Below are 26,135 nucleotides of genomic sequence, written 5' to 3'. Positions count from 1 at the left end.
CTCAACAAAAGCTATGAGTTATTGCAAACCTATGTAACTACTCATAGCCAAACCATTATCCAACAATTGAAAAATCAATAAAAATCCAAAATGATGGAAATAGTAGGAATGACCATAAATGAGATTTTAATTGTCTCATCAATAATTTTGATACTTGTAGATATATTTTTCAATTCCGACATCCCAACACATATAGCATACATTATTTTAACGTTTACGTTTGCAAAAGAAATTGATATGCCAATTCTGTATCAAATTCTTTTTGGGATATTAATTTGGGTTGCGCTTGTCGTTTTTCATTATTGGGTCTGGAGAAAGGTTCTAGAAAAAGTCAATGACAAATTTATTTCCCCAAGTAAACATATAGGAGGTATTGAAGGATTTATTGGAAAAGAAGGAATTATCAAAGAATTTGAAGGCGAAAAATTTATTTTCATACATGGTGAATTACACCAATTTGAAACGGATAAAGAAATCAAAAATGGAAATAAATATAAAGTTTTAGACACAAAATCGAATAAGTTAATAATCTAAAAAAAAAGAATATGAGTTTAATTTACACTATTCCGCAAAATCACGTTGTTTTAATTAAGCGATTTGGAAAACATTCAAAAGTACAAAGAGAAGGACTACGATTTAAATTACCAATAATTGAAAGTTTTAAAACTGTTTATGAATGGGATAGTGCTGCGAATAAAAGTAGCTACCTAATTGAATTATCCGAACAACAAACAGACACACCATCAAGGCAATGTCAAACGTTAGACAATGTAACTATTGATGCAAATGCTTCAATATACTGGAGAATTACAGACCCTGTAAAAGCAGTTTACGATATTGATATTTTGCCAAAATCAATTGCGGATCTTGCTTTAAATGCCTTAAGAGCAAATATTGGTAAAATTAAACTTGATCAAGTTTTATCTGAAAGACAGAATTTAAATACAAAAATTGCTGCCCAATTAGCAGAAACTGCCTCTAAATGGGGCATTACATTTACACGAATAGAAATTCAGGAAATTAACTATTCTAGTGAAACGGCAGAAGCGATGATGCAAGAAATGACAGCGGAACGAAAAAAACGTGCGTTGACAGCAGAAGCGGAAGGGGAAGCAGTGGCAGAAGTAACAAGAGCAAAAGCACAAGCAAGTGCAACATTAATTAGAGCCCAAGCGCAAGCCGAAGCCATAAAAATAATTGCGGATGCAGAAAGTATTTATATATCAAAATTAAAAGAAAACACAAGCCCTGAAATTGCAGGTCAAATAATTATGTCGCAAAAGTATATTGACGGGATGAAAGCAATAACAGCGAATCCAAGTGACAAAGTTTTCTTACCAAATAATTTTCAAGGAATGTTTGAAATATCAACAAATAAAAAATAAAATTGCTGCGTAACAAGCCGTATATAATTTATTGATATTGCCTCCAACAAATTTGTTGGCCATTTTTTATTGTGTATTTTTAACAAAAAAATGCTTCTTCAATAATTTTTATTAAAGAACAATCAAATAAAATAGTTGTCTTTAAATAATAGCGCTATTTGAAAACTATAATTATACCTAATTAGAACTTATTAATGGCTAAAAAAGCAACTGCTAAAAAGCAAAAATCAATAGAAGAAACCCTTTGGGATTCTGCAAACAAATTAAGAGGAACAGTAGAAAGTTCAGAATACAAACACGTAGTTTTAGGACTAATATTCTTAAAATTTGTAAGTGATAAATTTCAAGTTCGTAGACAAGAAATTATTGACGATGGCAAAGAAAAGTTTGTAGACATGGTGGAATTCTACACACAGAAAAATGTCTTTTATTTAACCGAAGAATCTCGTTGGAGCTATATCATCGCCAATGCCAAACAAGATGATATTGCGCTAAAAATAGATACCGCTTTATACACGGTTGAAAAAAACAATCCATCACTAAAAGGAGCGTTGCCAGACAACTATTTTTCTCGTTTAAATATGGACGTTAGTAAACTAGCCGCTTTACTAGATACCATCAATAATATAGACACTTTAAAAGATAAACAACAAGATATTGTTGGCCGTGTGTACGAATACTTTTTAAGCAAGTTTGCGATTGCAGAAGGAAAAGGAAAAGGTGAATTCTACACACCCAAAAGTATTGTAAACTTGATTGCAGAGTTAATAGAACCTTACAAAGGGAAGATTTACGATCCTGCGTGTGGTTCTGGAGGTATGTTTGTGCAGTCTATGAAATTTATAGACAGCCATCATGGAAACAAAAAAGACATTTCTATTTACGGACAAGAATATACTGCAACCACCTATAAGTTAGCAAAAATGAACCTTGCCATTCGTGGTATTGCAGCCAATTTAGGCGATGTGCCAGCAGATACTTTTGGTAAAGACCAACACCCAGATTTAAAGGCAGATTACATCATGGCAAACCCGCCATTTAACCAAAAAGCGTGGAGAGCAACAGGCGAATTATTAGACGACCCACGTTGGCGAGGGTACGACGTACCACAAACAGGAAATGCCAATTATGGTTGGATTTTAAACATGGTCTCTAAACTCTCAGAAAACGGAGTTGCGGGTTTTATATTAGCCAATGGTGCTTTATCTGGCGGAGGAACCGAATATGAAATACGTAAAAAATTAATTGAAAACAAATTGGTAGAGTCTATTGTTATTCTGCCACAAAACATGTTTTATACGACTAATATTAGTGTTACTATTTGGATTTTAAATAACAACAGAAAAGAACGTAAGGTTAAAATTAATGATGTTGAAAAGAATTATCGAAATAGAGAAGATGAAATACTATTTTTAGATTTAAGAGAAGTTGGTGTGCCTTTTGAAAAGAAATTTATACAATTTAGTTCTGAAAACATTGAATACGTTTCAAAAACACTTCATAACTGGCAACAAGATTCAGGAACCTACAAAAATATTCCAGAATTCTGCTATGCTGCAAATCTTGAAGAAGTGCGTAAAAGAGATTATTCCTTAGTGCCCAGTAAATATATAGAATTTGTTAATAGAGACGAAAACATCAATTTTGATGAGAAAATGCAAACCCTTCAAAGTGAAATGAAAGATTTACTAGAGCAAGAAGCGATCTCTAAACAAGATTTATTAAACGTGTTTAAAGAATTGGGTTATGAGTTATAATATCGAAAACGGTTTTATTACCGAAATTAAAGACATTATTCAACAAGCTAAAAAGCAAGTATATAATTCGGTAAATACGGCTATGGTGGTTTCTTATTGGTTAATAGGAAAACGAATTGTTGAAGAAGAACAAAGTGGTGCAGAACGCGCCGATTATGGTAAATTTATTGTGCAATCACTTTCAGAAACTTTAACCAAAGAATTTGGTAGCGGCTTTTCTAAAAGAAGCCTTTGGGAATATCGCCAGTTTTATACTGTTTTTTCTGCAGATGACATGACGCGAACAATGTCCGCACTTTCTGTACCAAACAACACTAATAACAATGAAATTCAAATTGTGCGAACGCTGTTCGCACAATTAAGTTGGTCGCACATTCGTCTTATTATGCGATTAACCAACAACAAAGCAAAAAACTATTATATTAAAGAAGCAAGCGAAAATAATTGGTCGGTAAGAACTTTAGACCGTAATATTTCTACACAATATTACGAAAGACTTTTACTCTCTGAGCATAAAGAGGATGTAATTAATGAGATGTTAGAAAAAACGCAAGAACTGCAAATAAACAAACTCGATTTTATAAAAAACCCTACCGTTTTAGAGTTTTTAAATTTACCGCCAAACAAAGGATATACAGAAAAAGAACTCGAAAAAGCCATAATAGCCGACTTGCATCATTTTTTATTAGAATTAGGAAAAGGATACGCCTTTGTAGCACAGCAACAACTGATAAGAACAGCAGCCAAAGATTATTTTTTAGACTTGGTGTTTTACAATTACATCCTCAAATGCTTTGTACTTATAGATTTAAAAACCGAACGCATAAGCCACCAAGATGTTGGGCAAATGGATATGTATGTGCGCATGTATGACGAACATAAAAAAAACGAAAACGATAATCCTACCATTGGCATCGTGTTGTGTTCTGAAACCGACACAGATATTGCAAAATACTCTATACTAAAAGGAAACGAACAATTATTTGCAACTAAATACAAGTTGTATTTACCTACCGAAGAAGAACTAAGGGCAGAAATTGAAAGAGAAAAACTCAATTTTAAACTCCAAATGGCACAAAAAAAATGAGGAATAAGTATAGAAAAATAGGCGATTTTATAGAAAAGGTCAATATAAAAAATAATGAAGGAATTTATCTAAATCTTCAGGGAATTAATATTGATAAGTTTTTTATGCCTTCAGTGGCTAACACTGTCGGTGTTGATTTAAAAAAATATAAAATAATAAAAAAAGGACAATTTGCATGTAATAGAATGCATGTTGGTCGTGATTATAGAATCCCAATTGCATTATCTAAAGACGAAACCCCTTTTATTGTATCTCCCGCTTATGATGTTTTTCAAATTAAAGATGAGACGCAATTAGCTCCCGAATATTTAATGATGTGGTTTTCAAGAAAAGAATTTGATAGAAATGCTTGGTTCTATACTGATGCAGATGTAAGAGGTGGTTTACCATGGGTATCTCTTATTAATATTGAATTACCAGTCCCATCCATAGAAAAACAACGCGAAATCGTTAAAGAATACAACACCATAGTAAACCGTATTAAATTAAACGAAACCTTAAACCAAAAATTAGAAGATACTGCACAAGCCTTGTATAAACATTGGTTTGTAGATTTCAACTTTCCGATTACAAAGGAAAGTTGTCCCGAGCTTGTTTCGGGATCACCTGAATTAGAAGGAAAACCTTATAAATCGTCTGGAGGGGAAATGGTTTTTAATGAGGAATTGGATGTTGAGATTCCAGTTGGTTGGGAAAAGGGTGTTTTTGGAGATGTAGTAGAAACTATAAATGGATTTGCTTTTAAAAGTTTTGACTTTTCAAGTGAAGGAGATTATCCAATATTAAAAATAAAAAACATCCAACCTCCTTTGGTTTCAATAGATGAGTCTCAATTTTATAATAATATCTTAAATGACAAACTTAAACGTGTTATAATTGAAAAAGGTGATACTCTAATAACAATGACTGGTTCTGGTGCCAATCAAATTAATTCAGCAGTTGGACAAGTTGGGAGATATTATTTTAATACACCTTCTTTATTAAATCAACGAGTTTGCAAGTTATTACCAAAGTATAATCAAGTAAAACAATTCGCTTACCTTTTTATCTCTCAAGAAGAAAAGCATCTGGAACTTTTAGCAGGTTCTTCAGGTAGTGCAAATCAAGCAAATATTTCACCAGATCAAATTAAGAATTTGAGAATTGTTTTACCTAAAGAAAAAGTATTAATTGCTTTTGAATCTAAAATTTCTTTACTTTTTAACTATAAAAGTGTTCAGCAACAAATTTATTTGCAAAAGTTTAAAGATTTAATCCTTTCTAAAATGTCAAAATTAGAAACTAAAGCAGCAGTAGTTTAAAATATATAAGGTTAGAAAAAGCATTTAAATAATTTAAGTAAGATAAGCTATGAAAGAATTTAATAAAGGGGCTGAATGGAGAAAATGGGATTTACATATGCACAGCCCACATACTTTCATGAATAAATATACAGCAACAGATGAGGAGTTTATAAAAAAAATAGAAAACGAAAACATATCATTAGTTGGTCTTACTAATTATTTTAAGTTTTCAGAAGAAGAGTATATTCTTGTAAACAAGTTAAGAAAGAAAGATATACAGGTGTTTTTGAATTTAGAATTAAGACTAGACTATCAAAATAAAGATGATGATTGTCTTGATTTACATGTTATTTTTTCTGAAGAGGCTTCAGAAATTGAAATAAAAAAACTTCTAGATAACTTAAATGTAAATGTAGGAGCTACAAAAAAGAAGTCTGCAGATTTAACGAACGAGGATGATTTTAAAAAAGCAGTGATTCAATTTGATCATCTTAGAGAGCAGTTGGAAGATGAATCATTAAATCTAAGAGGAAAGTATTTGATAGGTTTTTTGTCTAGAGGTAAAGGGAACGGAAGAACTAGTACAACTTATGAGCAATTAGCTTCACAATGTTCTTTGTTGATACATTCGAGTGATAATCCTTTAAACATAGTTCAAGATCGTGAGTTTTGGTTAAAATATGACATGCCTTTGTTCCAAAATAGTGATGCTCATTCTATAGGAGTAATTGGGAGTAAGTATACTTGGATCAAAGCAGATTTGACTTTTGAAGGATTAAAGCAGGTAACAAATGAACCTAAGGAAAGAGTATTTGTTGGAGAGATTCCTTCAATTTTAGATAAAGTTAGACTCAATAGAACCAAATACATAAAAGAATTAGAAATTGATTCAATTGATGGGTATGATGGAAAACATGGTGATTGGTTTACAAAAATTAAGATACCTATAAATAAAGAACTTTCGGTTGTTATTGGAAATAAAGGGAGTGGTAAAAGTGCTGTAGCAGATGTTGTTGCACTGTGTTCTGGATATAGTAAGCATGATGATTTTTCATTTTTGAAAAAGAATAAATTTAGAGATGGAAAACATGCAGATAATTTTGAAGGAATGATTACTTGGGAGAGTGGTGCTAAAAGTGATGCTAAGAATTTATCAAGTACAGATATTGAGCTTATTGATAAAGTAAAGTACTTACCTCAGGGTCAATTTGAAAGGTTAACTAATGAAATTGAAAACACTAAAGAGTTTCAACAAGAAATTGAAAAAGTGGTATTCGATCACATTGATAACTCAGATAGATTTGATAAAAAATCGTTTGATGAACTTCTTAACTATCATAAAGAAAATGTAGAAATTGAAATTGATTTACTTAAAAATGATATTTCTAAAATAAACAAGTCAATTGTTGAACTAGAAAAAAAAGAATATCCTCTTTATAAAAGTGGGTTAGAGGCTAAGAAAAAACAAAAAGAGGAGGAATTAGCTGCTTTAGTTGAACCTACAGTTGTTTTAGACCCAAATATTGATGAATTAAAAAAAGAAAAAGCAGCAAAACAGTTAAAAGTTGTTGAGGATATAAAAAAAGAAATTGCAGACCTTCAAAACAAAGAATCTGATAATATTGCTGAAAAACAAACCTTATTAATTGATTTAAAATATTTAATTGATTCACTAGAATCAATCAAACTTAAGACTAAAGAATTTAAGAGTTTTCTTGAGCCAATCGGCTTAAAATTCAATGATTTTGGTTTAGAAATTTTGAATGTCATAAAAATCGACACTGATTATTCAACAATTGAAGCACTCATTGCTCTAAAAGAAACTCAGCTAGATAAACTAAAAAAGGAATTAGGAGAAGGAGAACTCACAGAAGATGAAAAGACAAATAGTATATTGAATAAATTAAGTTTACTAGATGTCGAATTAATAGCTGAAAAAGAAAAGTTAGACTCAGAACAACAAGTTTACCAAAAATATATTTTAGAAAAAGCCGCATTTGATTTAAGTAAAAAAAATATTATTGGAGATAAATTGACCTCTGAAACTGTTGAGTATTACAAAGAACAAATTCGATATGTTGATGAAGATTTAGAGAAAGATTTAGAGTTTCAATATAATAGCAGGATTGAAAAAATCAAATTAATTTTTAAGAAAAAGTTTGCAGTAATAGAAATATACAAGGAAATTAAATCAAAAATGGATGAAACCATTAAAGAGAATGGAGATCTACTTGAGGAATATCCGATTTCGATTGATGCATCATTAGTTTTGAATGTTAGATTTATCAATAACTTTTTAAGCTATATTAATCAAGCTAAATTAGGAACCTTCAAAGGGAGTTTGGAAGGAGAAAATCAATTAGAAAAAATTATTTCGGAAATAAATTTTAATTCAGAAAAGGATCTTATTTGTTTTGTAAATGAAATTTTTGACACCTTTAAGTTTGACAAGCGTAGTGAAGGAGATTCTACAACTAGAAAATATATTGTAGATCAGGTTAGTGATGTTATAGGTTTATATGAATATATTTCCTCCCTAGATTATTTAGATTACAATTATAAATTAAGACAAGATGATAAAGATTTAGATCAATTATCTCCAGGAGAAAGAGGCGCATTATTATTAGTTTTTTATCTTTTATTGGATAAAAATGACTGCCCGCTGATAATTGATCAACCTGAAGATAATTTAGATAATCATAGTGTAGCAAATATTTTAGTTCCATTCATAAAGCGAGCTAAAAAAAGACGTCAAATTATTATGGTAACCCATAATCCTAATTTAGCAGTAGTGGCAGATGCAGAACAAGTAATAAGTGTTTCATTAGATAAAAAGAACAATAATAAATTTTCATTTATTTCTGGTAGTATCGAAAATAAAGAAATTAATGATTCAATTGTTAATATTCTTGAAGGAGCAATGCCAGCTTTTACTAATCGAAAAAACAAGTACTTTCAGGCTAGATAATCTAAAAAAATGAATTTTAATTCAGAACAACTACAAACCTTTCTCAACCAAAACGAAATCCCAAAAATAAAAAGGAAACCAAAAACCTTTTTAGGGATTGCCAAACAACCACATTACGAGAATGTGTTGTCTAATATGTATGCCTTTTATTTTAACGTAAACGAAGTACACAAATTAAAAGACTTGTTTGTTAGTAGTTTATTAGAGCTAATTAATTTAGAAAGTAAACAGATTGAAACATTTTTTGATTTTGAGGTGTTTACAGAACTTGGAGTAAGCGATCAAAAACGGATAGATATTCTATTGCATAATAATGATCAAGCAATTATTATAGAAAACAAGGTGTACCATCACCTCAATAATGATTTAGACCTATATTATAAGGATGTAAAAGCAACCAATAAAATAGGAGTTATTTTATCTTTAAAAACAATATCTAGAATAAATCATCCACACTTTATTAATATAACACACCTACAATTATTAAAACAGGTCATGAGTAACCTAGGTAACTATTTGTTAGATGCTAATGACAAATACGTTGTGTTTTTAAAAGACTTGTATCAAAATATCATAAATTTAAGTACGGACGCCATGAATACAAACGATATTGAATTTTACTTAAAAAACAGAAACAATATACATTATACAGCACGTTTTTTAAATAGGTTTAAAGAGCATGTAAAACAACAAGTAGAGCAGGCTTGTCATATTTTAAATGATAATGATGAACCTTTTTTAAAGTTGAATAATACAGGTGGTAGGTTAAGATATTTTACAAGTATTAAATTGCCTAACTTAATGTTTACAATTGTTTTTGGTGAATTGTATGAAGATGATAAAAAACGAATTTATATGGTAGTCGAGCTCAAAGGTGAAGCGTTAGAAGGTTTAACGAGGTATAAAAATATAGATTTCACTTCAGATGAAATGCAAATATTAAATGACGATTTCTATACGAAGAAGCATATAGGATGGGCTCATTTTGCAGGTATTGGGTATTATCTTGAAAAAAAGGAGATTTATCGTTTAGTAATTTAGCTGAGTTTATTGCTAAAAAAATTGAAGAGGACAAACTGATGTCTATTTTTAAAAAATTAGAAACTTTTTTGGAGAGTAGGAAATTAGAAAAAGCAATTAAGTAAAAAACATACTATAATTCATGGCAAAATACTCTGTACATCAACAACCCGTAGAAACCTTATTAAGTGGTATAAAGTCTGGCGAAATTGCCATTCCAGAAATACAACTTCCTTTTGTTTGGAAACCTGCAAAAGTTAAAGAGTATTACGAGGTGCTTTAAATCAATCTCATATGGAAATACATGTCTGAAACAAACCGAATAGAGTATAAATTAGAACTGACAAAAGACCTTCATTTAGAAAAGGAGGTTGTTGCGTTTTTAAATTACAAAGAAGGTGGTGTCGTTTATATCGGCATAGATAAACATGGTGTGGCACAGGGAGTTTCTGATTTAGATGCTAACATGCTAAAAATTAAAGATAAGCTAAAAACAAACATTTTACCATCTTGTTTAGGTTTGTTTGATGTTGCTATGGTAGTAGTAGATCATAAGAATATTATTAAGGTTACTGTTGCCAGCGGTTCCGAAAAGCCATACTACTTAAAAAAGTACGGGATGTCAGAAAAAGGATGCTACTTTCGTTCAGGAACTACATCAGAGCCGATGTCTCAAAAAATGATAGATGAATTATATGCAAAACGGACACGTAATTCTATTGGAAAAATTAAAGCAACATATCAAGAATTAGCTTTTGAGCAACTTAAAATTTATTATCAGGCTAAAGGCATCACTTTAAACAGGCAGTTTGCTAAAAATTTAGAGTTATTAACAGAAACTGGAGGTTATAATTATGTTGCTTATTTAATGGCAGATACGAATAATACTTCTTTGAAAGTAGCAAAATATAAAGGACTTACAAGAGCGCAGTTAATAGAAAACGCAGATTATGGATATGAATCCTTAATAAAGGCAGTAAAACAAACATTAGATAAAATTGACATAGAAAATAAAGCAAGTACTACAATTACAGCTAAAGAGCGTGATGAATTACGTCCTTGGTCGCCTATTGCTTTACGTGAAGCTATTTTAAATGCGTTTGTACATAATGATTATACCACAGAAGTACCTCCAAAAATTGAAATTTTTGATGATAGAATTGAAATAACATCCACAGGTGGTTTGCCAAACGGATTAAGCAAAGAAGAATTTTTTGAAGGCTATTCTGTGCCAAGAAATAAAGAAATTATGCGAATTTTTAAAGATCTTGGTTTGGTAGAACAATTAGGTTCAGGTGTACCGCGTATTTTAGAAAACTATAGTAAAGATTGTTTTAAGTTTTCTGATAATTTTTTACGAATGACTTTACCTAATGCTCATTACCAAAAAGTCCTAGTTACCGAACAAGTTACCGAACAAGTTACCGAACAAGTCACCGAACAAGTCACCGAACAAGTTGAGCAACTTATTAAAATTATAAAAAATGAACATAGTAGCACAGAGTTAATGAGTTTAGTTGGTCTAAAACATAGACCTACATTTTTATATAATTATTTGCAACCAGCAATAGAAAGTGGTTTAGTGGCGTTAACAATTCCGGATAAACCGAAGAGCTCAAAACAAAAATACCGATTAACTCAAAAAGGCAAAACCGTAAAAAAACAATGAAATTTACAGAAGCACAATTAGAAAATGTTTTTATAGAATTATTGGGTAAAGAAGGGATTCCTCATGTTTTAGGCAATACAATTGCTCGTAAACAAGATGAAGTATTGATCAAAGCAGATATCAAAAATTATTTACAGAATAATTATCAAAAAGAAAACATTACAGCGAATGAAATAGAAAGTGTAATTAGAAAATTACAAATTTTTAGTGCTTCAGATTTGTATGAGTCCAACAAACAAATTATGAAATTGGTTTGTAATGGGTTTCAATTAGAAAGAGAAGATCGTTCTAAAAAAGACCTATACATTCATCTGTTAGATTATTCTGAAAGAGATAATAACGTTTATAAAATTGTAAATCAATTAGAAATTTTCGGTTACGAAAAACGGATTCCAGATGGTATTTTATACATCAATGGTTTGCCATTAGTGGTTATGGAGTTTAAATCTGCAATTCGTAAAAATGCAACGCTACATAATGCTTACGAACAGCAAACAGTTCGATATAGAAGAGATATTCCAGAGTTATTTAAATACAATGCTTTTTGTATAATTAGCGATGGTATAAATAGTAAAATGGGTTCGTTTTTTGCGAATTATGAGTTTTATTATGCTTGGCGTAAAGTATTGGGATTAGATAAAGAAGTAGACGGCATCAATTCGATGTATACCATGATTCAAGGTTTATTTAATAAAAGCAGATTAAGGCAAGTTATTCATCATTTCATTTACTTTCCAGATAGCAATAAACACGATTTAAAAATTGTGTGTCGGTATCCACAATATTATGCAGCAACAAAATTATTAGAGAACATAAAGCTGCATCAAAAACCAAAAGGAGACGGTAAAGGAGGAACGTATTTTGGAGCAACAGGTTGTGGTAAAAGTTACACCATGTTGTTTTTGGCTCGTTTGTTAATGAGAAGTAAACATTTTAAAAGTCCAACTTTAGTAATTATAACAGATAGAACAGATTTAGATGATCAATTATCGGGGCAGTTTACAAATGCTAAAGGTTTTATTGGCGATAATACCATAGTTAGTGTAGAAAGTAGAAAAGAATTAAAAGACTTACTTCAAGGCAGAAAAAGTGGTGGTGTCTTTTTAACAACCATTCATAAATTTACAGAAGACCTTGAACTACTAACGGAACGAAACAATGTAATTTGTATTTCTGATGAAGCGCATAGAAGTCAAATTAATCTAGATCAAAAAATAAAAGTTACAGAATATGGTGTAGAGAAAACTTACGGTTTTGCTAAATATTTGCACGATTCACTACCCAATGCAACGTATGTAGGTTTTACAGGTACGCCAATTGATGCAACGTTAAGTGTCTTTGGAGATATTATAGATTCCTATACCATGACAGAATCTGAAAAAGATGATATTACGGTAAGAATCGTATATGAAGGAAGAGCCGCAAAAGTAATTTTAGAAAGTAAAAAACTATACGAAATAGAGGATTATTACAGAGTTTGTGCAGAAGAAGGCGCAAACGATTATCAAATAGAAGAAAGTAAAAAAGCCTCTGCAAATATGAATGCTGTCATTGGTGACCCTGATAGAATTAAAGCAGTGGCAGAAGATTTTGTAAAACATTATGAAACGAGAATTGAAGAAGGTGCTACTTTAAAAGGGAAGGCTTTATTTGTTTGTAGTTCTAGACCCATAGCATTTAATTTATATCAAGAAATTATTGCTTTACGTCCAGAATGGACAGCATTAAAAGCATTTGAAGAAGGCTCAGAGTTGTCAGAAAAAGAAAAGAAGGAAATCAAACCCATGGAGCGCATCAAAATGATCATGACACGTGGTAAAGATGATCCAAAAGAGATGTACCACTTATTAGGAACAAAAGACGACAGAAAAGAGCTAGATCGACAGTTTAAAAATGAAAAATCTAACTTTAAAATTGCTATTGTAGTAGATATGTGGTTAACAGGTTTTGATGTTCCTTTTTTAGATACCATGTATATAGATAAGCCAATTCAGCAACATAATTTAATACAGACTATTTCTAGAGTCAATAGAAAATATAAAACTAAAGAAAAAGGCTTGGTCGTAGATTATATTGGTTTTAAAAAGCAAATGAATTTGGCTCTAAAACAATATTCTGCTTTAGATGGTCAGAACTTTGAAGATATAGAAACGTCTATTGTTGTTGTAAAAGATCAATTAGATTTATTAGCAAAACTGTTTCATCGATTTGATGCTTCGGATTACTTTTCTGGAATAGGCATCAAACAATTAGAATGTTTAAATAAAGGAGCCGAATTTGTTCAGCTTACCAAGAATTTAGAAACACGTTTTATGAATATTGTAAAGCGTTTAAAAGCTGCCTACGATATTTGTTGTGGAGCTAATGAGTTTACAGAACTTCAAAAAGATCATATTCATTTTTATGTAGCAATTCGTTCTATAGTGTTTAAGTTAACAAAAGGAAATGCGCCCGATACTGCGCAAATGAATGCTAAAGTTAGAGAATTGATAAAAGAAGCTTTACAAAGTGATGGAGTTGAGGAAATTTTTAAGTTAGGTGAAGATAATCAGAGCGAAATAGATATTTTTGATGAAGCATATTTAGCCAAAATTGAAAAAATAAAACTACCAAATACCAAAATAAAGCTATTACAGCAGTTGCTTTTAAAGGCTATCGATGAATTAAAGAAAACAAATAAAGTTCAAGGAATAGATTTTTCTAAAAAGTTTAAAAGTATCGTTGATAAATACAATGAGCGTAAAGACGATGATATTTTACAAAGTAGAGTTTTGGAAGATTTCACAGATGAAATTATTGACTTATACCAAGAATTAAGAAAAGAGAAAAGTTCTTTTCAAGATATGGGAATTGATTTTGAAGAAAAAGCATTCTATGATATTCTGAAAGCTATTGCTCATAAATATGATTTTGATTATCCTGAGGATAAATTAATTCACTTGGCTAAAGAAGTCAAGAAAGTAGTGGATGATAAAGCTAAATACACAGATTGGAATCATCGTGATGATATAAAAGCAGAATTAAAAGTAGATTTAATAATTCTATTAGCAGAAAATGGATATCCGCCCATTACCAAAGATGAAGTTTATAAAGAGATTTTTGAACAAGCAGAGAATTTTAAGAATCATAGATAATTTTTATTTCAATGTCAAAAAAGTTATAATCACTAATTTTAAAAACTAAATTAGAACTTGAAAGGTTAGATGAAAAGAATGAAATTACTTGGGGGAAATAAAAAGTTATACAGGGTCACTTTTCGCTATTTCTGTTGAGCCAAAAATTAAGATCAAAGGCTTTTAGTTTTATGAATGACCTTATAATGCTATTGTTGGTTACCGTAACGTTACTACTAAAAAGTAAAAACCCTGTAAATCAATTGATTTACAGGGTTTTTTTGTACTCAAGGTGGGAATCGAACCCACACTCCCGAAAGAACTGGATTTTGAATCCAGCGCGTCTACCAATTCCGCCACTTGAGCAATTACTAAGAATCTCGTAAAGATCGTAACTTTTCCTTACCAATTCCAGATTTCCAATATTTTTCTTTTTTTCTTGCTTCTATTCTATTTGCTGCTTTCTCTAAATAAATTAATTTAAAAGGAGCATAAGCCTTAGTAGTTCTTTCTCTACCGTCATTATGTCTTTTCAATCTTTCTTCTACATTAGAAGTTAATCCAACATAAATGTAATTTCTATTTAAACTAGAAATAGCATAAACTACATACATTTTAATTTCATTTAGCGCGCCTGCCTGTCGGCAGACAGGTCTACCAATTCCGCCACTTGAGCAATTTAAAAGTTTTGCTAAAGAGCATCCCTTTTTTGGATTGCTTTTCTAAAACCTAATTCAAAATTTGGCTTTTTATGGATTGCAAAGTTACTAATTATTTTTAAATTTAAACTATTAAAATTAATTCTAAACTCAATAAATAATTTCTACTTTTGTTATGACAAAACAACACACTAAAAACCTTATTTTATGATCACAAGCTCACTTGCCCCAAAGCTTTTTGCCTGTAGGCAAAGTACCGCTTTAGCAGAAAAAATAGCAAAAGAATACAACATGCCTTTAGGTAAAGTACATACCACTTACTTTAGTGATGGCGAGTTTCAACCAGCATTTGAAGAATCAGTTCGTGGAAGACGTGTTTTTATTATTGGTTCAACTTTTCCAAATGCAGATAATTTAATGGAAATGTTATTGATGTTAGATGCCGCAAAAAGAGCATCTGCTAGGCATATTACAGCAGTCATGCCTTATTTTGGGTGGGCAAGACAAGATAGAAAAGATAAACCAAGAGTAGCAATCGGTGCAAAATTGGTTGCTAATTTACTACAATCTGCAGGAGCTACAAGAATTATGACCATGGATTTACATGCAGATCAAATTCAAGGATTTTTTGAAAAACCAGTAGATCACTTGTATGCATCTACCATATTTTTACCCTATTTAAAAAATCTAAATCTAGAAAACTTAACAATCGCATCTCCAGATATGGGCGGTTCTAAAAGAGCCTATGCATATTCCAAACATTTATTATGTGATGTTGTTATCTGTTACAAACAAAGAATAAAAGCAAATGTAATTGGTCATATGGAGTTGATCGGAGACGTAAAAGGTAAAAATGTAGTTTTGGTAGATGACATGATAGATACCGGAGGAACTTTAGCCCATGCAGCCAATTTAATGATGGAAAGAGGCGCCATAAGCGTGCGAGCTATTTGTACGCATCCGATACTTTCTGGAGGGGCGTATGAAAAAATTGAAAACTCTGGATTAACAGAATTAATAGTTTCCGATAGTATTCCATTAAAAAAAGAGACCTCTAAAATAAAAGTTGTATCTTGCGCCCCATTATTTGCGGATGTGATGCATAAAGTACAGGACAACACCTCAATTAGTGGACAATTTTTAATGTAAATATCCCGTCTGAATCTTCCTAAATAGAGGACAAACGGGAAAAAATTAATTTAAACAAAAAGTAATGAAATCAATTACAATTAAAGGATCAAAAAGAGAAAGCGTGGGCAAAGTTTCTACTAAAGCCTTACGTAATGCTGGTATGGTTCCTTGCGTTATATACGGAGGAGAAACACCAATACACTTTTCAGCAGAAGAAAAAGCGTTTAAGAAATTGGTATATACTCCAAATGTATATACTGCAATTCTTGATGTTGATGGACAAAAAACGGCAGCTATTTTACAAGACATTCAGTTTCACCCTGTTTCTGATAAGATTCTTCATGTAGATTTTTATCAAATATTTGATGATAAAGAAATTACAATGAATATTCCTGTTAAATTAACAGGTGTATCGCCTGGAGTTTTATCTGGGGGTTCTTTACGTTTTACCAATCGTAAATTAAAAGTAAAAGCGTTACCAGCTAATTTACCAGATTTCGTAACTGCAGATATTTCTAAATTAAGAATTGGAAGTAAACTAACTGTAGCATCAATATTTAATGATGCTTATACATTTATGCACCCAGACAATACAGTGGTGGTTCAAGTTAGAACTTCACGTAATGCAACGGCAGTTGAAGAAGAGGAAGAAGAAACTGCAGCAGCAGAATAAATTTTAAAATAATAATTTTATAAAAAGCGTTACAAATTTGTAACGCTTTTTTCTTGCCTTAAATTTATGTAAAGATTAGCATGAACTCATTTTAGGGTCTTATTGAATTTATTTCTTACTATTTTTGCAGAATAAATTAAAGAAACTTCTATTATAAAATATTGAATTTCCATGTGATTTTATAATGTTGTGTAAATAAATTGAATTATTTTTTGAGACATTAAAAACAAATATCAAAGCCTTTATTTCGGTGTTTTTTTGATAAAAAAATAATCAAAAAGAAATTATTAATGATCGCTTTACAGGGTTACATACATATCATATAAAAGTTGAAATTAACGAAGAATTGATGAAAAAATTTTTAATTGTTGGGCTTGGAAATATTGGTAATGCATATGCAAACACACGCCATAATATAGGTTTTAAAATTGTTGACGAAGTTGCCAATGAATACAAGGTTTCTTTTGAAACCGAGAAATTAGGGGATGTTGCAAGTTTTCGATACAAAGGAAGAACTTTTATCCTTTTAAAACCGAATACATATATGAATTTAAGTGGAAAAGCTGTAAAATATTGGATGGATAAAGAAAAAATACCTATTGAAAATATTTTGATTGTTACAGACGATTTAAATATCGATTTTGGAACCATCAGAATTAAAGCAAAAGGCAGTGATGGTGGGCATAACGGTCTAAAAGATATTCAAGAAAAATTAGGGACAAATAAGTATCCGAGATTTCGTTTTGGAGTGGGGTCAAATTATTCTAAAGGACGGCAAGTAGACTATGTTCTCGGCGAATGGAGTAAAGAGGAAATTAGTTCTTTAATTGAACGTTTACCAACATCCTCTAAAGTAATTACCTCTTTTGGTACTGCGGGTTTAGCAAATACAATGAATACATTTAATGGAAAATAAGTAGCACTCCAAAAATAATGGTTATATTCAGACCTTAAATAAGATGCTATGAGGAAATTACTGTTAATTCTTTGCTGTTTTTCTTTTTTCAATTGTTTTTTTAACAATGAAAATGAAAATATTTCTGTAGACCCTGTGTTTTCAAGATATAATCCTATTGTATTGACAACCACAGAATTTGAAAATTCTATTCTCTTACAGGATAAGAAATCTGTAGAAGAAGCTTCAAAAATATATATTATTGATGATTTTATTTTTATAAATGATAAAAGAACAGGCTTTCACATCTTTGATAATTCAAATCCTTCAAATCCGATTCAAAAGAAATTTCTAAAAGCACCAGGGGCAACAGATATTGCCATCAGAAATAATGTACTTTACATAAATCAAGCAACAGATTTGGTGGTTTTAACTTTTGATTTTAATGCTTTAACGGCAGTTGTAAATAAAAGAGTCAAAAATGTTTTTCCGCCACTTCAAGCGCCTAATGGAGAATGGTTTTATGAAGAGGGTAAAGTTGTGGTTAATTGGATTCAAAAATAGACGTTATGTTAAAGAAAATAAGCAAACTATTTATTATCACTTTATGTATTATTTCATGCAGTCAAGACGCTAATGATGTCACATCAAACTCAGAATTTACCGACGGTCAGGGCGGATCAATGGCAACTTTTTCTTTAAAAGGGAGTTACTTATATACGGTAGATTATAGTAATTTATCTGTTTTTAATATTGAAAATGCTACAAATCCTGTGAAAGTGAATTCTATAAATGTGGGTTTTGATATAGAAACTTTGTTTAGTTTTCAAGATTACTTATTTATCGGTTCGCAAAATGCCATGTATATTTATGATATTAGTAATGCAGAATTGCCAAAAAAAATGTCTCAATCAGATCATTTTAGAGCCTGCGATCCTGTGGTTGCAAACGGCACAAATGCCTATGTTACTTTGCATACGAATGAGAATTGTGGTGGCTCGGTAAATGAATTAAAAACCTATGACATTACAGATATAGAAAACCCAATTTTATTAAATACTAGAGGTTTAACACAGCCTAAAGGATTAAGTTTATATGGCTCAAATTTTCTTTTGGTTTGTGATGATTCTGTAAAGATTTTTGATGTGACAGACCCAAGTAATTCACTATATATAAACGAAATACCCACAACCGGTGCTCTTGATATTATCATCAGAAATCATAATGCTTTTATCATTTCAGAACATAATATTGCGCAATATCAGTTGGATGTAAATGATATTACGGATTTTAAAAAAATTAGTGAATTTGCGTTCTAGTGGTCTCTATAGTTTTTCAACAACAACAAAAAACTATCTAAATATAAATAGCTTTTTTATTTAAAAAGTGTAATTATTTTCTTAAAAGCCTTATAGAACCTTTTAAAGTATAGGTTGTATTACCAGCAACTTTAATATCCTCTTGACTTATAATAACTGCTGTTTGGGTAAATGTATCAATGGTAAACGCTCCTTCTATAAATTCTCCACTTGTAGGATTAAAAGTAATTGTATTTTTTGTTGTATTTAGTTGATAAGATCCTGATGCATTGATTATGATGATTTCATTATCGATAATTGGACTTCCTCCATTCGGAACTTCTGTGATTACAACTCTATAACCTCCAACAGCAGTATACGTTCCGTTTGCATTCAGTGTAAAATTAATATCATCAAATGAATCTGCAACACCCGTTATTGTAGTTAAAATAAGATTTGAATTTCCTGATGAAGATGCAACAGTTTCTACTTGTTCAACGATCATGCTAGTAATATCATAAGTACCTTCAATATTAGCATTCGATAATACAAGAGGTGTTTCATTAGAATCGTCACCACAACTATACATCGAAATAGAGATGCTTAGCACCAAAATAAATTTTAAGAATTTCATGAGATTTTTTTTTTTGACAAAGATAAGTTTTAAAATTTAGTTTTCATGTGCAAACCATTCGGCAAAACTAGTGTCTGTTTCTTGTAATTTAATAGCATGTAATTTAATATTTTCTGGTAATCGTATTTTAATTTTCTTAGCAAAATCAATTACCATCATTTCGCTAGTGGGTTGATAATCTACTAATAAAACATCATGACCTCTATCTATTAGTTCTTTTGCCAATTCCACATGTGGTGTATTTTTATTAAAAACGGTTGCATGATCAAAAACGTCTACAATTTCTTCGTTTACAATTTTTTTTAAATCACCAAAGTCAATCACCATCCCAAATTTTACGTTGGTAGTATCTTTAATGGGTTTGCCAGAAACGGTTACAGAAAGCTTGTAAGAATGGCCATGAACGTTCTTACATTTTCCGTCGTAACCATATAAAGCATGTCCTGTTTCGAAATTAAATTGTTTAGTAATTCTAATTGTGCTCATTTAATATTGTGTTGCAACTGTCAGTTCGAGTGATTTCTATTTTTTTATCGAAATTGTATCGAGAACTTTTATTATTTCTTTTTTTAAACCTAAAAATTGCTAGATTTTAAAGTGTTCTCGATACAATTTTTTCATCTTTCAAATTTCACTAGAACTGACAATTTATTATTTAACGTCTGTTTCTAAATTTGTTGTAAAAGTAGACAATAACCAAAAGGAATGCTAAAACTAAAAATAAATAATTGCCTCCAATTTTATGAATCTTTCAAAAAACTTTTTAAAACATCTGCAATTTTTCGGTTATCAGATAATTGTGGAATTTTATTCTGCCCTCCAAATTTTCCAATGGATTTCATATACTCATGAAAACCTCCTTTTTTTACTTTTCTAATGACTAAAGGGCGTAGCACTTTACCCACAATTAAATCGTAATAATAAATATTTTGGGTTTGCATAGAAGCATCAATTTTAGTCGAAAATTCTTCTAAATTTTTTGGTTCGTTGGTAAATTCTATAAACCATTCGTGGTACGGTAAACCATTTTCTGGATTTACTTGAGGCGCCACCGTAAACTCACTTATATTGATATTGGTCCCTGATATAGCGTTATTTAGAGCTTTTTCTACTTCTTTGCCAATAACATGTTCGCCAAAGGCGGATATAAAATGTTTTATTCTACCAGTAACTTTAATTCGGTAAGGTTCTGTAGATGTAAATTCTACTGTATCGCCAATATTATAGCCCCAAAGTCCGGCAGTTGTGTTTAAAATAATTACATAATTTACCCCTATTTTTACATCTATTAAAGAAATTCTTGTAGGGTTTTCATCGTAAAATTCTTTTGCAGGAATAAATTCATAGAAAATGCCAGAGTTTAATTGCAGTAACATTCCTTTTTCTGTTTGTGAATCTTGGTAGGCAATAAATCCTTCAGAGGCAGGATACAATTCTATATAATCTATCTTTTTACCAATCAAAGATTCAAACTTATTTTTATAAGGTTCAAAATTTACGCCTCCGTAGATAAAGAAATTAAAATTTGGAAAGATTTCTGAAATGGATTTTCCCGTTTTTTCAATCAATTTTTCAAAATACATTTGTACCCAAGACGGAATTCCGCTAATGACAGATAAATTTTCATGTACAGTTTCTTCTACAATAGCATTTACTTTGGTATCCCAATCTTCAATACAATTGGTTTCCCAACTTGGTAATCTATTTTTTAATAAATATTTTGGTACATAATGCGCTACAATACCACTTAATCGGCCTAGTTTTACGCCGTTTTTATCTTCTAAAATTGGGCTCCCTTGTAAAAAAATCATTTTTCCGTCTACAAAACTTGCATCATTTTTTTCTTTGATATAGAATAATAGCGCATTTCTAGCCGCTTTGATATGCGTTGGCATCGATTCTTTTGTAATCGGAATATATTTTGCGCCAGAAGTGGTCCCCGAGGTTTTAGCGAAATACAAGGGTTTCCCTGTCCAAAGAACATCAGATTCACCAGCAACCATTCGCTCTACATAGGGTCTTAATCCTTCGTAATCAGTAACTTTTACACGATTTTTAAAATCAGCATACGTACTAATATTTTTAAAATCATGGTCTTTACCAAAAGCAGTGTTTTTAGCTTTGTTTATTAAGTTTTTAAAAACTTTATCTTGTGTTTTATGCGGATTTTTTGCCCATTGATAAACGCGGGCAGTAGCAATTTTGGCAAACGGAATCGCGAAAAAAGATTTTATACTCATTATTTAAAATCAATCAAATTTGTAGGATTTACGGCATAACCATCACTCCAAAGTTCAAAATGTAAATGTGGTCCCGTACTGAACTCTCCGGTAGACCCAACACTAGCAATTACTTCGCCAGATTTTACAAAATCTCCTTGTTGTTTTAGTAGGTTGCCGTTGTGTTTATAAACAGAAATATAGTTGTAAGCATGTTTTAAAATAATGACATTTCCTGTTTCTGTGGTCCAGCCAGAAAAAATAACAGTGCCATCTGCAGTTGCTTTTACGGGCGCATTTTTTTTAGCAACAATATCTACGGCTAAATGCTTTGTTTTTGCATCAAAATCTTGAGAAATTACACCTGTTAAAGGAGCAAAAAAGACAATTTTTACATTGCTAGATCCATTATTTTGAATAGGAAAACGATCTTGACTATCTATCTTTTCTCTAAAAATTGAATCTTCTCGAGAGGCATTTAATAAACTATCTTTTATGATATTTTTTTCAGAATCTATGGGAATAGAATCAATAATGGTCGCTTTTATTTCTCCTGTTAAAATAGGTTGTAAAGCTTTTGTATAATCGTGCATTAAATCTAACTTTCTTTTTAAAGAGTCCGTTTTTAATGCCAGTTTTGTAGCTTTTATTTTTAAATCTGTCGATGAATACCCGGGTATAAATTCTTTAATCGGTGTAAACGTGATGATAAAAGTTGTTATTAAAATCAATAAAAAAGAAAGGACACCTCCTAAAACAAAAATATTTAAGACAGAGAGTTTTAATGAAAAACGCTCTTCGAAAGTATCTTCATTCAAAACAACTAATCTGTATTTGTCAGTTAGTTTCTGTTTTAGTTTTCCTTTTTTCTTCTGTGTTTTTTTCAAAAAAATATTTTTCTAAATAGGTTTTTAATAGATAACGTAAAAATAGCGAAACTATTTTTTATAAAAATTCATCTCATCGATATATTCCCAAACTTCTTTGGTTAACATGGGCCGTATGTTCTTTTTATTTTTAATTCCGTTTCTAATCATAGTGGATGAAATCTCTATAATAGGCGCATTAATTGGATGAATTTTTGGGTGATTTTTAAATTGATGGGATATGGTTCCTGCTGCAATTCTAGGATATACATATATATGATGATGCTCTAAAATAGTTTCATAATTTTTCCATTTATGAAAACTTTTTAAATTGTCTTCGCCCATAATGAGGCAAAACTCTTTCTCTGGATATACTTCGGTTAGATGAGCCAAAGTATACACCGTATAATTAGGTTGTGGCAATTTAAACTCAATATCGGAGGGTTTAATTTTTTTATAACTTTCTGTAGCTCTGTACACCAATTCAAAACGATGATGATTTTCTAATAGTGAGCTCTTTTTCTTAAAAGGATTATGAGGCGTAACCACCATCCAAATTTCATCTAAATCTGAATTTTCTACCATATAATTAGCAATAATTAAATGGCCCACGTGAATTGGGTTAAACGTACCAAAGTATAATCCTATTTTACTCATATTTTAAAAGATAATATAAAAAAGACGAAAGAAAAGAGATTCCTTACCCACCTTCATTTTATGTCTATTTTCTTGTTTCTCTACTCTTTATTCTCTTTTAATCCCAAAAAATTACTCACTAAAACTTCCGCTTCTTTTAAAGCAACATCTAAATCGTAATTTTTTATGATTTTATCGAATTGTGGAGCGGTTGCTAATTCTATAGAAGCTTTCGCAATTCTCATATTTATTTTTTCGTCGCTTTCTGTTTTTCGTTTTTTAAGTCGGATTTTTAATTCGTCTACACTAGGTGGTTTTACAAAAACAGATAAGGTTTCATTCGGGAATTTCTTTTTGATTCTTAAACCGCCAACGACATCAATATCAAAAATAACATGCTTTTTTTGAGCCCAAATTCGCTCAACTTCTGTCTTTAAAGTTCCGTAAAAGTTATCTCGGTAAACTTCTTCCCATTCTAAAAAATCATCGTTTTTAATATGGTTTTTAAATTCTTTTAAAGAGATAAAATAGTAATCTTTACCATTTTTTTCATCGCCTCTTGGCTTTCTAGAAGTTGCTGATATTGAGAATTCTAAATTAAATCTTTTTTGTTTTAATAAATGGCGAACAATGGTAGTTTTACCAGAACCTGAAGGTGCTGAAAACACAAATAATTTTCCTTTAAAATCACTCATAATAATATATATTGATAACTATTGTCTGGTTGAGCGCAGTCGAAACCTAATTGCAATCGATACATTTATGAATCTTTCGACTGCGCTCAAGGAGACAAGTTAATTTTTAAAGTACATTTAAAATCTGTTCTTTAATTTGCTCTAACTCGTTTTTCATTTGAATAACCGCTTTTTGCATTGGTGCAAAATTAGCTTTAGAGCCTGTTGTATTGATTTCTCTTCCCATTTCTTGCACAATAAAACCAAGTTTTTTTCCATTAGAATCTCGCGTTTTTAGTGTTTGTAAGAAATAATCTAAATGATTTTCTAAACGAACTTTTTCTTCATTAATATCTAATTTCTCCAGATAATAAATAAGTTCCTGCTCAAATCTGTTTTCGTCTGTATCTACTTTTAAATCATCAATAGCCTTTTTTAAACGTGTTTTTACGTTTTCAATTCTATCAATATCTAAGGCTTTTACTTGTTCTAAATAGGTTTGGATATTCGCAATTCTTTCTTTAAAATCCAGTTCTAAAGAAGCTGCTTCATCTATTCTGTATTGTACAATTTCTTCTAAGGCAGCATCGACACTTTGATTTATAAGCGCCCATTCATTTTCATCTAATTCGGCACGTTCTGTTTTTAAAGCGTCTGGCATTAAAACTGCCATTTTTAAAAGCTCCACATCATCAGAATTACCCGTTTGCGTAACGTTTCTTAATTGCTGCATGTATTGTTTTACAACACCGTGATTTATTGTTGTAGCTGTTTCATCTGCAGTCATTTCAACAAAAATTGAAAAATCTACTTTGCCTCTTACCAAGGTTTTTGCTAATTTTTTTCGAACGTTTAACTCCTTTTCCTTGTAGTAAGAAGGAATTCTGACGTTTAAATCTAAATTTTTACTGTTTAAAGATTTTATTTCTATGGTTACTTTTTTTGTTGGCAATTGCAATACAGATTTTCCGTAACCAGTCATCGATTGAATCATACAAACGCTGTTTTAAATGATTGGCAAATATACCTATTTATTTTGTTGATTTTATCGTTGTTAACAATCGAAATATCTGAAATGATGGAAAGAGAAACTTTAGTTCATTTTTAATTTTAAAATGAGGAGGTCTTGATGGTTTTAGGAGCTTTTTCTACTTGTTTGGTTACGAGATATACGCCCAAAAAGATAAAAATAGTAGCCGAAACTTTCATTAAATTTAAAGTATCGCTCCCAACAATTAAAGCATAAATAGTAGCGATTACAGGTTGCAAGTATATAAAAACACTTACTGTTGTTGGCTTTAGTTTAGACAATCCATAGAGATTAAAAAGGTAAGTGATGCAGGTTGTAAAAATGACCACAAAACCAATATTCCAATAAATTTTAGTGGGGATCTGTTGCCAAATAACTGCTGTTATTTCTTGATATCCAAAAGGAATTACTAAAATTAATCCAAATAAATAAAACCATTTGATAAAGGTTATCGGATGATATTTTTTACTTAAATCTTTGGCCAATACTAAATACAAACCATAAGAAGCCGCATTTATAAACACTAATAAGTTTCCGAAATTATTATTGGCGTGTGTTCCATTGGCAGTGTTGCCATAAGTAATTAATAAAATAGCACCGATTAAACCAATAAAAACGCCTAAAATTCTTTGCTTACCAATGGCTTTTCTAATTAAAATACTAGAAAAAATTAGCACCATAATTGGCGACATTACCATCATTACAGAGGCGCTTATGGGCGTTGTTAAACTCAAGCCTTTAAAAAAGGCGAGCATGTTTAAAGCAATACCAAAAATTGCAGCGATAAAGATTTTCTTAAAATCTGCTTTGTCTATTTTTTCGGGCTTTATAAATAAACTAACCAACCAAAAAATAGCAGTCGCGCCAAAAACTCTTATTAAAATAAATCCAAAAGGTTTTACATACAAAGGCATTACTTCTTTGGCAATGGTGTAATTTATGCCATAAATTAGTGTGGCTATAGAAACGGCAATGAGCGCCAATGTTCTTGTATTCATTGTAATTAAACTCGAAAAAATTAGTTTGCAAAGTTGCATTTTAATTTTATACTGAAGCAAGAAAAGATTTTTTAATTGTAACTTTCATTTTCTGTAACGGTTAAAAAAACAAATTTTATAATATTACATTTGTTGGTATA

24 protein-coding genes and 1 tRNA gene are annotated in these 26,135 nt (G+C 30.7%); 15 read left to right on the top strand and 10 right to left on the bottom strand.

All coding sequences use genetic code 11. The features are described 5' to 3' along the window. Window positions 1-90: 90 nt before the first annotated feature. The 10 genes from K8354_RS14200 (at window position 91) to K8354_RS14155 (ending at window position 14,303) form a co-directional block, all read left to right on the top strand. On the top strand, window positions 91-534 hold the full coding sequence (locus K8354_RS14200) for an NfeD family protein (RefSeq protein WP_223441544.1): 444 nt from the start codon (window positions 91-93) through the stop codon (window positions 532-534). A gap of 11 nt (window positions 535-545) precedes the next feature. Then, a complete protein-coding gene (locus K8354_RS14195; protein WP_223441541.1) occupies window positions 546-1,385 on the top strand; it encodes an SPFH domain-containing protein in 840 nt (279 codons plus the stop codon). A 194-nt stretch (window positions 1,386-1,579) separates the two neighbouring features. Next, window positions 1,580-3,142 (top strand): type I restriction-modification system subunit M, encoded by a 1,563-nt coding sequence (locus K8354_RS14190; RefSeq protein ID WP_223441539.1) that lies wholly within the window; start codon window positions 1,580-1,582, stop codon window positions 3,140-3,142. Further along, window positions 3,132-4,229, top strand: coding sequence for a PDDEXK nuclease domain-containing protein (locus tag K8354_RS14185; RefSeq protein ID WP_223441535.1), 1,098 nt, complete (start codon window positions 3,132-3,134; stop codon window positions 4,227-4,229). The genes K8354_RS14190 and K8354_RS14185 overlap by 11 nt, the downstream gene beginning before the upstream one ends. Beyond that, complete coding sequence (locus K8354_RS14180) at window positions 4,226-5,530, top strand: restriction endonuclease subunit S (RefSeq protein ID WP_223441519.1); 1,305 nt, start codon at window positions 4,226-4,228, stop codon at window positions 5,528-5,530. Before K8354_RS14185 ends, K8354_RS14180 begins: the two co-directional genes overlap by 4 nt. 49 nt (window positions 5,531-5,579) lie before the next feature. Beyond that, a complete protein-coding gene (locus K8354_RS14175; protein ID WP_223441509.1) occupies window positions 5,580-8,480 on the top strand; it encodes a TrlF family AAA-like ATPase in 2,901 nt (966 codons plus the stop codon). Window positions 8,481-8,489: 9 nt separating this feature from the next. Then, window positions 8,490-9,521: a PD-(D/E)XK nuclease family protein gene (locus K8354_RS14170; protein ID WP_223441506.1), complete on the top strand. Its 1,032-nt coding sequence runs from the start codon at window positions 8,490-8,492 to the stop codon at window positions 9,519-9,521. A gap of 121 nt (window positions 9,522-9,642) precedes the next feature. Next, window positions 9,643-9,783: a hypothetical protein gene (locus K8354_RS14165; RefSeq protein ID WP_223441503.1), complete on the top strand. Its 141-nt coding sequence runs from the start codon at window positions 9,643-9,645 to the stop codon at window positions 9,781-9,783. Between the two features lie 21 nt (window positions 9,784-9,804). Beyond that, the gene (locus K8354_RS14160; protein ID WP_223441500.1) at window positions 9,805-11,169 is read left to right on the top strand and encodes a Fic family protein; all 1,365 of its coding nucleotides are present in this window, start codon (window positions 9,805-9,807) and stop codon (window positions 11,167-11,169) included. Next, window positions 11,166-14,303: a type I restriction endonuclease subunit R gene (locus K8354_RS14155; RefSeq protein WP_223441497.1), complete on the top strand. Its 3,138-nt coding sequence runs from the start codon at window positions 11,166-11,168 to the stop codon at window positions 14,301-14,303. Before K8354_RS14160 ends, K8354_RS14155 begins: the two co-directional genes overlap by 4 nt. A 263-nt stretch (window positions 14,304-14,566) precedes the next feature. On the opposite strand, the gene K8354_RS14150 is transcribed toward K8354_RS14155, so the two are convergent. Both K8354_RS14150 and K8354_RS14145 read right to left on the bottom strand, forming a co-directional pair. Beyond that, window positions 14,567-14,648 (bottom strand) — tRNA-Leu (locus K8354_RS14150). Between the two features lie 5 nt (window positions 14,649-14,653). Next, complete coding sequence (locus K8354_RS14145; RefSeq protein WP_223441494.1) at window positions 14,654-14,896, bottom strand: GIY-YIG nuclease family protein; 243 nt, start codon at window positions 14,894-14,896, stop codon at window positions 14,654-14,656. A 252-nt stretch (window positions 14,897-15,148) separates the two neighbouring features. On the opposite strand from K8354_RS14145, the gene K8354_RS14140 reads away from it, so the two are divergent. The 5 genes from K8354_RS14140 (at window position 15,149) to K8354_RS14120 (ending at window position 18,959) form a co-directional block, all read left to right on the top strand. After that, window positions 15,149-16,090, top strand: coding sequence for a ribose-phosphate pyrophosphokinase (locus tag K8354_RS14140; RefSeq protein WP_223441486.1), 942 nt, complete (start codon window positions 15,149-15,151; stop codon window positions 16,088-16,090). Between the two features lie 64 nt (window positions 16,091-16,154). Continuing rightward, entirely contained in the window at window positions 16,155-16,745 is a 591-nt protein-coding gene (locus K8354_RS14135) for a 50S ribosomal protein L25/general stress protein Ctc (RefSeq protein WP_223441483.1), read from the top strand. Between the two features lie 349 nt (window positions 16,746-17,094). After that, complete coding sequence (gene pth / locus K8354_RS14130; RefSeq protein WP_223441480.1) at window positions 17,095-17,661, top strand: aminoacyl-tRNA hydrolase; 567 nt, start codon at window positions 17,095-17,097, stop codon at window positions 17,659-17,661. Window positions 17,662-17,709: 48 nt separating this feature from the next. Beyond that, window positions 17,710-18,204, top strand: a complete 495-nt coding sequence (locus K8354_RS14125; RefSeq protein WP_223441465.1) for a hypothetical protein — start codon at window positions 17,710-17,712, stop codon at window positions 18,202-18,204. A gap of 5 nt (window positions 18,205-18,209) precedes the next feature. After that, window positions 18,210-18,959 (top strand): LVIVD repeat-containing protein, encoded by a 750-nt coding sequence (locus tag K8354_RS14120; RefSeq protein WP_223441463.1) that lies wholly within the window; start codon window positions 18,210-18,212, stop codon window positions 18,957-18,959. A 73-nt stretch (window positions 18,960-19,032) separates the two neighbouring features. Here the strand turns inward: K8354_RS14120 and K8354_RS14115 are convergent, their stop codons facing one another. The 8 genes from K8354_RS14115 to K8354_RS14080 all read right to left on the bottom strand — a co-directional run bounded on the left by K8354_RS14115 (window position 19,033) and on the right by K8354_RS14080 (window position 25,995). Then, window positions 19,033-19,572 carry a hypothetical protein gene (locus K8354_RS14115; protein WP_223441459.1) on the bottom strand — a complete coding sequence of 180 codons (540 nt, stop codon included), beginning with the start codon at window positions 19,570-19,572 and terminating at the stop codon, window positions 19,033-19,035. Between the two features lie 36 nt (window positions 19,573-19,608). Continuing rightward, entirely contained in the window at window positions 19,609-20,058 is a 450-nt protein-coding gene (locus K8354_RS14110; RefSeq protein WP_223441456.1) for a 6-pyruvoyl trahydropterin synthase family protein, read from the bottom strand. A 254-nt stretch (window positions 20,059-20,312) separates the two neighbouring features. Beyond that, on the bottom strand, window positions 20,313-21,812 hold the full coding sequence (locus K8354_RS14105) for a GH3 auxin-responsive promoter family protein (protein ID WP_223441453.1): 1,500 nt from the start codon (window positions 21,810-21,812) through the stop codon (window positions 20,313-20,315). Next, window positions 21,812-22,678 (bottom strand): M23 family metallopeptidase, encoded by an 867-nt coding sequence (locus K8354_RS14100; RefSeq protein ID WP_223441450.1) that lies wholly within the window; start codon window positions 22,676-22,678, stop codon window positions 21,812-21,814. Before K8354_RS14100 ends, K8354_RS14105 begins: the two co-directional genes overlap by 1 nt. A gap of 51 nt (window positions 22,679-22,729) precedes the next feature. After that, on the bottom strand, window positions 22,730-23,314 hold the full coding sequence (gene nadD / locus K8354_RS14095; RefSeq protein WP_223441447.1) for a nicotinate (nicotinamide) nucleotide adenylyltransferase: 585 nt from the start codon (window positions 23,312-23,314) through the stop codon (window positions 22,730-22,732). Window positions 23,315-23,394: 80 nt separating this feature from the next. Further along, the gene (gene gmk, locus K8354_RS14090) at window positions 23,395-23,988 is read right to left on the bottom strand and encodes a guanylate kinase (RefSeq protein WP_223441444.1); all 594 of its coding nucleotides are present in this window, start codon (window positions 23,986-23,988) and stop codon (window positions 23,395-23,397) included. Between the two features lie 106 nt (window positions 23,989-24,094). Next, window positions 24,095-24,961 carry a YicC/YloC family endoribonuclease gene (locus tag K8354_RS14085; RefSeq protein ID WP_223441442.1) on the bottom strand — a complete coding sequence of 289 codons (867 nt, stop codon included), beginning with the start codon at window positions 24,959-24,961 and terminating at the stop codon, window positions 24,095-24,097. 116 nt (window positions 24,962-25,077) lie between these two features. Further along, a complete protein-coding gene (locus K8354_RS14080) occupies window positions 25,078-25,995 on the bottom strand; it encodes a DMT family transporter (RefSeq protein WP_223441438.1) in 918 nt (305 codons plus the stop codon). Between the last annotated feature and the right edge of the window lie 140 nt (window positions 25,996-26,135).

The organism is Polaribacter litorisediminis, assembly GCF_019968605.1.
Classification (GTDB): domain Bacteria; phylum Bacteroidota; class Bacteroidia; order Flavobacteriales; family Flavobacteriaceae; genus Polaribacter; species Polaribacter litorisediminis.
Note: the sequence above shows the minus strand (reverse complement) of the source record. Positions and strands in the feature narration are given on the sequence as shown.